The sequence below is a fragment of the Mesorhizobium sp. M1A.F.Ca.IN.022.07.1.1 genome, from assembly GCF_003997575.1.
In the GTDB taxonomy this organism is placed as follows: domain Bacteria; phylum Pseudomonadota; class Alphaproteobacteria; order Rhizobiales; family Rhizobiaceae; genus Mesorhizobium.
This window is the reverse complement of record NZ_RZST01000488.1, coordinates 1-3,321: the sequence shown is the minus strand read 5'-3', so window position 1 is coordinate 3,321 and position 3,321 is coordinate 1. Positions and strand designations below refer to the sequence as shown.

Below are 3,321 nucleotides of genomic sequence, written 5' to 3'. Positions count from 1 at the left end.
TCAATTGGGGCTATTGCGCCAGCGACCAGGCGCTGCGGAGCTGGTACCGGCCGGCGGTGCCGGCTGGAAAGGGCGTGCCACTGAAGGCGGGCGACGTGAAGCCCGGACGCTGTGCGGTGGTGTCGAAGGCGCTGATGAGCGGTTTCAAGGTGTGAGCATGGCGTTCGGACTCCGCGTCCGCTTTCGCCAATCGGCATCGTGGCGCAATCCAAACCGGTTCGTGCCCTGCACCGCCGCGTGCTAACAGAGGCGCTTTCAACAAGGATGGACAGCGACATGGCAGGAGAAAAAGTAGCTCTGGTGACGGCGGGGGGCAGCGGCATGGGCGCGGCGGCGGCGAAGCGGCTGGCCGCCGACGGCTTCAAGGTCGGCGTGCTCTCCTCTTCCGGTAAGGGCGAGGCGCTGGGCAACGAACTCGGCGGTTTCGGCGTCACCGGCTCCAACCAGTCGAACGAGGATCTGAAGCGGCTGACCGACGGCGCGCTGGAGCGCTGGGGCCGCATCGACGTGCTGGTCAACAGCGCCGGCCACGGGCCGCGCGCGCAGATCATCGAGATCAGCGACGAAGACTGGCACAAGGGCATCGACACCTATTTCCTCAACGTCGTGCGACCGACCCGCCTGGTGACGACGGTGATGCAGAAGCAGAAGGCGGGCGTCATCATCAACATCTCGACCGCCTGGGCGTTCGAGCCGAGCGTCGCCTTCCCGACCTCGGCGGTGGCGCGCGCCGGGCTCGCCGCCTTCACCAAGATCTTTGCCGACACCTATGCGGCCGATAACATCCGCATCAACAACGTGCTGCCGGGCTGGATCGACAGCCTGCCCGGCGTAGAGGAACGTCGCCAGAGCGTGCCGATGAAGCGCTACGGCACATCCGAGGAAGTGGCGGCAACGATCTCCTTCCTCGCTTCCGACGGCGCGGCCTATATCACCGGCGAGAACATCCGCGTCGATGGTGGATTGATGCGGGGGTACTGAGGCTCGTTTCGGCAGGCACAGCTGTCGCTCGCCGGTACGCGGCTGCGGCTGACCGCTGGACAATGGCCGCCGCCTCCCGCACCGTTAAGACTGCAAGGGAGACACGAATGAGCGCTTCACTCAGGCTGGGCATTGTCGGCGGCGCCGGCTGGCTGGGCGGCGCCATCGCGGGTGCCGCGCTTTCGGCCGGCGTCGCGCGGGCGGAGAACCTTGCCCTCTCCTATCGCAGCACCAAGCCGGATCGCTTTCCAGGCGTCTTCTGGACCGGCGACAACCAGGCGCTCGCCAACCGCTCGGACGTCATCATGCTTTCCGTGCGGCCGCAGGACTGGCCGTCGCTCGAGCTGGATGCCAAGGGCAAGCTGGTGATTTCGGTTATGGCCGGCATCCGGATGGCCGAGATCGGCGAGAAGCACGGCACCGGCCGCGTGGTGCGCACGCTGCCCAACGCGGCTGCCGAGGTCGGCAAATCGTACACGCCGTGGATCGCGAGCGGCGACGCCACCGAATTGGACCGCGCGACCGTGCGCGCGATCTTCGGAGCCTGCGGCGTTGAGGATGAGGTCGGCAGCGAGCGCGACATCGACTATCTCACCGGGCTGACGGGCTCGGGGCCCGCCTTCCCTGCCCTGCTCGCCGAAGCGATGATGCGCGACGCCGTGGCCTTCGGCCTCAAGCCGGAGGTCGCGCGCCGCGCGGTCAACACCGTGCTCACCGGAACCGGCCGGCTGCTGGAGCTCAACGACGCTTCACCGGCCGATACGGTCGAGGCCTTTCTCGGCTATCGCGGCACGACAGCGGCCGCGATCGAGACGATGCGCGAAGCAGGCTTCGACCAGGCCGTTGCCAAGGGACTGGCGGCCGCGTTCCTGAAGTCGATCGCGATGGGCAAGGCGTGAGCCGACGACGCTGCCCTTTGAGCGCCGAAGGCATCAGGCGAGCATCCGCCGGATCGGGCCCCGCCGCTCAGGTGAGTCGTGCCGCCTACGCGAACTCCTCGCGCCGCGATGCTTAATTTTTGATAAAAGAAATTAGTAATATTGTGTAAAACTGAGTGAGCCCTCGCGTGCAAATTGTATTAGGGCGTTCTCACTCTCTTTTCTTGCGAATAATTGATCGCTGAACGGCAAATTTTCTCTGTACTATTACACAATTCCTTGGAACGATACCCGGAATTACCAGTTGACCCGCTAGCGATCGGTTGAGTTCGCATCGCCGATTCAAGCAAGCCGTGTATTGCGAGGAGGGTTGTCCGATGAGCAGCTTCGTCAATGCCGTAGGCGTTCCTCTCCCCTATAGCGGCTCGTCCAACCATTGGTACTCGGCGGCGGGGTCCGGACCGGACTTGTGGGGCACCTCCGGAAACGACACCTTCTATGGAGCTTCCGGCGTCAATGTCACCATGCACGGCAGCTACGGCGATGACATCTATTATCTCTATGCCGCGGGCAACAAGGTGGCCGAGGGCTATGGGGCAGGCATCGACACCATCAGCACATGGATGAGCTACACGCTTCCCGACAATGTCGAGAACCTGATCGTCACCAACGCCAAGAACTACGCTTTTGGAAACGACCTGGACAACATCATCACCGCCAAGGCCGGCCACCAGACGCTGGACGGCGGCAAGGGCAATGATGTGCTGATCGATGGCGGCGGCGGTTACGACACTTTCATCATCGCGAAAGGCAACGGAAGCGACCTGATCGCCAATTTTGCCGCGACTGACAGCGTCCGTCTCGATGGCTATGGGTTCACTTCCTTCGACGCCATCCACTCGAACATGATCCAGGCGGGACCGAACGTCATCTTGAACCTCGGATCCGGCGAGATCCTCATGTTCAAGGACACGACCATCGACAAGCTGCAGCCCAGCCAATTCCAGCTGCCGATCGACAAGTCCGACATGACGCTGTCTTTCAGCGACGACTTCAACGCGCTGAACCTCCACAACAGCCAAGGCGGCACGTGGGATACCAACTTCTGGTGGGGCGCGCCGAACGGCAGCACGCTCGCCACCAACAACGAGCTGCAATGGTATATCGACGCCAATTACGCGCCGACGAGCTCGGTCCACCCGTTCAGCGTGAACAACGGCGTGCTCACCATCACCGCGGCGCAAGCGCCGGCGGACATCAAGCCGCTGATCAATAATTACGAATACACGTCCGGCATCCTGACCACGCATGACAGCTTCTCGCAGACATACGGCTATTTCGAAATGCGCGCCGACCTGCCGGAAAACGCCGGCGCCTGGCCGGCCTTCTGGCTGCTGCCGGAAGACGGCTCGTGGCCGCCTGAGCTGGACGTCATCGAAAGATACGGCCAGACCCCGAACTC

The 3,321-nt window shown here is 63.3% G+C and carries 3 protein-coding genes; all 3 read left to right on the top strand.

Annotated features, from left to right (window positions below):
* Nucleotides 1-276: 276 nt before the first annotated feature.
* A complete protein-coding gene (locus tag EOA75_RS30905) occupies nt 277-981 on the top strand; it encodes an SDR family oxidoreductase (protein ID WP_127325937.1) in 705 nt (234 codons plus the stop codon).
* A gap of 107 nt (nt 982-1,088) precedes the next feature.
* Entirely contained in the window at nt 1,089-1,880 is a 792-nt protein-coding gene (locus EOA75_RS30900) for a pyrroline-5-carboxylate reductase dimerization domain-containing protein (protein ID WP_127325935.1), read from the top strand.
* Between the two features lie 356 nt (nt 1,881-2,236).
* On the top strand, nt 2,237-3,321 hold a 1,085-nt coding region (locus EOA75_RS30895), incomplete at its 3' end, for a family 16 glycosylhydrolase (protein WP_127325934.1).

What these genes read in the sequence shown, in the direction of transcription:
- EOA75_RS30905 (WP_127325937.1), top strand. Translation starts at nt 277, where the DNA reads ATGGCAGGAGAAAAAGTAGCTCTGGTGACGGCGGGGGGCAGCGGCATG.
- EOA75_RS30900 (WP_127325935.1), top strand. Translation starts at nt 1,089, where the DNA reads ATGAGCGCTTCACTCAGGCTGGGCATTGTCGGCGGCGCCGGCTGGCTG.